Genomic DNA, 4927 nt, shown 5'->3' on the forward strand with positions numbered 1-4927 from the left:
TGATGAGTCAATCCTCAACCCCCCCGGATACAGCGAAGCCGCCGTTTGCTGAACAGCCAACACCAGCCAACGCCGCTTTGAATGAACCGAAACCTAGTTACGTGAAATTAGCCATGCGTAACATGGTGCGTAAAGGAGGCAAATCCCTACAACACTTTTTTCTAACCACCATGGGTCTATTAGCTGTGCTGATTGGTTTAGCTTACCTGACTCGTTAATGTTCCCATAGCTCATCTCACACCAGAGGCGGCAAAGCGTGAATATCGAACTAATAGTGCAGGATTGTTTCTTTGAAGCCTCCCAGTCAGCGACTCCGGAAGCGAATTCCCTGACGAACCCAATTTCCACCTCCACTTGGGAACATTGGTTCAGCCAATGGCTAGAAACACTCCACCCCGATAGTCCGCCAGCGCCGACCTATGAACTGACACTACGCCTGAGTGATGACGCAGAAATTCAGGCACTTAATTCTCAGTTCCGCCACAAAAATCAACCCACTGATGTACTCGCCTTCGCCGCATTAGAGGTAGACTCCCCTCAGATACCTCCAGACATGCAAGCGGCTGAATCAGTCTACCTGGGCGATTTAGTCATTTCAGTGGAAACCGCTTATCGCCAAGCCCAACAGCAGGGTCATCCCTTAACAATAGAATTGGCTTGGTTAGCAACCCATGGGTTGCTACATCTTTTAGGGTGGGATCATCCGGATCAGGAAAGCCTACAGCGAATGCTAAACCAGCAGCAGGCTTTGCTACAGATTGTCAACTTGACGTTACCCGTATAATGACACTGGATTCGGTGTCAGTTCATCACTAGCAATGGAATTCAATCCCCATGGTTTATCACAATACTCACTCTCCCAATTCTCAATACTTGGTTCCAAGTTCCCGGTCGATAGTGCATGACTTGTCACTGCCAAATCCGCCAGAGTCCGACCCGAATCAGAGATTCAAACGCGACTTGGCTTGGTGCATTGCCCCAACCCTAATGGTTAGTTTTAAATATGCTTGGGCGGGAGTTCGCTATGCCTTTGTCACCCAACGGAACTTTCGCATTCATACCCTGATTGGCACAGTGGCAATCAGCTTGGCGATTTTGTTAGAGTTGCCGCCTGTAGAAATTGCCGTGATTGGCTTGACCAGTGGGCTAGTGATGACCCTGGAATTGCTGAATACGGCAGTTGAGGCGGTGGTTGACTTAACCGTTAAACAGTCCTATCATAAGCTGGCAAAAGTTGCCAAAGACTGTGCGGCAGGTGCTGTGCTTATCTCCGCGATCGCAGCCCTACTCGTTGCTGGTTCCCTACTTTTACCGCCCTTGGTGACTCGCATCCTGTTACTGATGCGCTAAGCTATTTTTTTAACTTAAATTTACAGTGTAATGTTTTGTCGTGGTTAGGGTTATTTGCAAAAGGAGTGTAAATTTTGATTGTTGTCATTGATAACTACGACAGTTTTACCTATAACTTGGTGCAGTATCTAGGGGAACTGGGGTTCACATTGCCTGTTGCTGCTGATATTCAGGTTTACCGCAATGACCAAATTGACCTAGATCAACTGCGCCAATTAAATCCTGATGGGATCGTTATTTCCCCAGGACCCGGACGCCCAGATGATGCGGGTATCTCCTGTGAGTTAATTCACCAACTTGGTGCAACTGTACCTATCTTAGGCGTTTGTCTGGGTCATCAAAGTATTGGTCAAGTCTTTGGCGGCAAAATTATCTCCGCCCCCCTGTTGATGCATGGTAAAACCTCTGAAATTTATCACACCGGCGTCGGTGTTTTCCATAATTTGCCCAATCCCTTTATCGCCACTCGATATCACAGTCTAGTAATTGAGCGAGAAACCTGTCCAGAGGCGCTGGAAATTACCGCTTGGGTGGAAGATGGCACAATTATGGGGGTGAGACACCGGAACTATCCCCACCTTCAAGGCGTCCAATTTCATCCAGAGAGTGTTTTGACCGATTGCGGTAAACAGTTATTGCAAAATTTCCTCGTTTCTCTTCCAGCATCGACTCAAAACCCCATGGTTCTAGCTTAAATTTGAGGAGTATTGATTAACTAACGATGAAACGGCGACAGTTGATGCGCTACGTGGGTGCAGGGGTGCTTGGCACTTTGGGAACGACATTGGCTGCACAATTTCAGTCGGCTGAGGCGCAGTCGGCGAGTGGAACACTGACAGTTAAGTGGTTAGGACATACCTGTTTTTTGTTTACAGGTGGAGGGATGCGGATTTTGGTGAATCCGTTTCGGACAGTCGGGTGTACAGCAGGTTATCGTCCACCCAAAGTGGAGTCTGATTTGGTTTTAATTAGTTCTCAGTTGTTGGATGAAGGTGCGGCTGAGGGATTGCCAGGAAATCCGCGTATCTTGTTTCAACCGGGAGTTTATCAGATTGGGGGGATTCGATTCCAAGGGATTAGTATACCTCATGATCGCCACGGGGGACGCCGATTGGGGAATAATGTGGCATGGCAATGGGAGCAAAGCGGGATCAAATTGCTCCATTTAGGTGGCGCAGCCGCACCGATTGAAATTGAGCAGAAAATTCTCATGGGGCGTCCGGATGTGGCATTTGTGCCTGTGGGTGGCAGTATTAAAGCCTATAATCCGAGGGAGGCGAAAGACGCGATCGCGGTGTTGAATCCGAAGATGGTCATCCCAACTCATTTCCGTACCCAAGCAGCGGATGAAACCTGTCAGGGAGACTATGGGATTGAACCCGTGGATGAGTTTTTAACGGTGATGGAGGGAATGCCTGTTAGTCGGGTGAACAGGGATACATTGATGTTGAAACCCTCAGATTTGCCCCAAAATGGTTCGATGATTAAAGTGTTGAGTTATCAATTTTAAGGGAGATCTGAGTTAATTATCTAGTTAATTTGTGCATTTGGACGGGGCGGGTTTAGTCATATCTGGATGGGGTCAAAAACGATAACGGTGAAACCCGCCCCTACATAGAACTCTACTCTGCCCACACAGACCACAGCCATCAGGATTGTTTCTCATTGTAAAGATTTTGTCAAGCCAGCCCGTCTATTGATTTCGGAACGACTGATAACATAAATCTATCTATTGAACCAATTAATGTTATCTAAATTTAATTGATCTAAACTCACTATTAAATTTCTTTCACTATTTTAATATTTTTTATTAAATTTTATAATAAATTTCATTGATATAGCTGTCCCGCTAAAACGATGACGTACCAGTCAGAACCCTTTTGACTTGTGTTTCCTGCCTTCTGCTATCACTGCTATTTGCCTACCTGTTTCATTAAAACACAATTAATGAGCCTTTACATCAATAAATATTTATAAAAAATAATAGGATAAAGATTCAATACAACTTGTTTTTCAGATACTCATTTCCTGTGAATTAGGTATATAAGAGTAGTGACAGGAGTGTGAAATTAAAATGATGAAGATCACCGCTAAATTAACGCCAATTAAATACAGGAGTGCGAAATCCAAATGATGAAAATTACCGCAATAGCCACAGGATTTTCTATTTTATCTTTAATTTATCCGCTAAGTTCTGAGGCAATCCAATTCAATCATATTTATGTGTTTAGCGATAGCTCCGCTGATCCAGGTAATGTCTTCAATGTGACGTCAGCCGCCAACTCATTAGGTTTCCCTGTATCGATTACCCCTAGTCCACCTTATTTTAAAGGACGTTTTTCTAATGGCTACAACTGGATAGACATTCTTACATCGGAATTGGGCGTTGATTTGATTCCATCGACTGAATTAACGGTGGGAGAACCAATCATTCCATCAACCCCACCAGCGGTCAATTTTAATTTCGGTGGTGCTACCGCAACTAATAGCGTTAACTTTGCCTTTGGTGGTGCTAAGACAGGATTGGGTAATGTCAATCCTCAGTTAGACGTAGGAGTTCTCACCGAGATTAATGGGTTTATTAATGACCTGAATGTTGCTCAAACATCGGCTAATCCTGACGCACTTTATATTGTCTGGGCAGGTAATAATGATTATAGTAAGGGTGGGCTTCGCGATAGTACTGAACCCATCAACAATTTATTTACTGGGGTGACGGCTTTAGCGGAAGCTGGCGCTCGCCATTTCTTTATTCCTAACTTGCCCGATTTGGGCAAAACGCCCCGAGCGATTATAGAGGGAGAAGAAGCGGAACTCACCCAAGTGAGTGCGGAACATAACGCGGGTTTAACGACAATGTTCGATGATTTGCGTCTCACCTATGATGATATAAACATCATACCGTTTGATCTGGCGTCTCTGTTTCAAGAGGTTGTCACCCAGCCCGATGAATTTGGTTTTACCAATGTGACTGACTTTTGCTTCACTGAATTGGGTGTATGTTCTAACCCCGATGAGTACTTATTCTGGGATGATATCCATCCAACGGCTCAAGGTCATGCTTTATGGGGAGACTATGCATACGCTGCGCTCCAAGATGCTGGTGTAGAACCTCTATCCGTTCCAGAACCGGCGTTTTCTATCCCACTACTATTAATGGGGATAGGTTTTTTGCTGCAATCAACTGTTCGTTATCGCAATTCTCTATGAAGGAGAGCGCTGACTTAAGCCTAGAACTAAAGTTCTGGCTTAAAGCTTAAACCCGTTAAAACGGGTTCAAAGAGTTACCCAGTAAGTTCCATTCTTTCTTGAACCTAAAGATAAGATATTTACAGCAGCTTTCAGGTTGATGAGGTACAGTTTTAAGCAAGATCCCCGACTTCGTAGGAGTTGTCGGGGATCTGTCTGTGTACCTCATTTACTTGAAAAGCGCTGTATTTACTGGTCTACGAATTGGCAATATTTCGCTTAAGTCAGCGCTATTCCAGTTAGGATAATTAGCTTAACTACTGATGGAAGCAGAATCTGAAATCAGACCCTATATGACGGCACATTTTCCCATTATGAAGTAAGTCTA

At 44.7% G+C, this 4927-nt stretch carries 6 protein-coding genes; all 6 read left to right on the forward strand.

Annotated elements, in window-relative coordinates; all coding sequences use genetic code 11:
- The first annotated feature begins 2 nt into the window (after nt 1-2).
- The 6 genes from ACLFWI_RS26625 (at nt 3) to ACLFWI_RS26650 (ending at nt 4560) form a co-directional block, all read left to right on the forward strand.
- Nucleotides 3-218: a DUF3285 domain-containing protein gene (locus ACLFWI_RS26625; protein ID WP_446415428.1), complete on the forward strand. Its 216-nt coding sequence runs from the start codon at nt 3-5 to the stop codon at nt 216-218.
- Between the two features lie 38 nt (nt 219-256).
- Nucleotides 257-784 carry an rRNA maturation RNase YbeY gene (gene ybeY, locus ACLFWI_RS26630; protein WP_446415429.1) on the forward strand — a complete coding sequence of 176 codons (528 nt, stop codon included), beginning with the start codon at nt 257-259 and terminating at the stop codon, nt 782-784.
- 50 nt (nt 785-834) lie between these two features.
- A complete protein-coding gene (locus tag ACLFWI_RS26635; RefSeq protein WP_446415430.1) occupies nt 835-1350 on the forward strand; it encodes a diacylglycerol kinase family protein in 516 nt (171 codons plus the stop codon).
- 74 nt (nt 1351-1424) lie between these two features.
- Nucleotides 1425-2045, forward strand: a complete 621-nt coding sequence (locus tag ACLFWI_RS26640) for an anthranilate synthase component II (RefSeq protein ID WP_446408815.1) — start codon at nt 1425-1427, stop codon at nt 2043-2045.
- A 26-nt stretch (nt 2046-2071) separates the two neighbouring features.
- Nucleotides 2072-2860: an MBL fold metallo-hydrolase gene (locus ACLFWI_RS26645; RefSeq protein WP_446415431.1), complete on the forward strand. Its 789-nt coding sequence runs from the start codon at nt 2072-2074 to the stop codon at nt 2858-2860.
- A gap of 620 nt (nt 2861-3480) precedes the next feature.
- The gene (locus ACLFWI_RS26650) at nt 3481-4560 is read left to right on the forward strand and encodes an SGNH/GDSL hydrolase family protein (protein WP_446415432.1); all 1080 of its coding nucleotides are present in this window, start codon (nt 3481-3483) and stop codon (nt 4558-4560) included.
- Nucleotides 4561-4927 lie beyond the last annotated feature (367 nt).

This window comes from Coleofasciculus sp., assembly GCF_046539235.1.
Taxonomy (GTDB): domain Bacteria; phylum Cyanobacteriota; class Cyanobacteriia; order Cyanobacteriales; family Coleofasciculaceae; genus Coleofasciculus.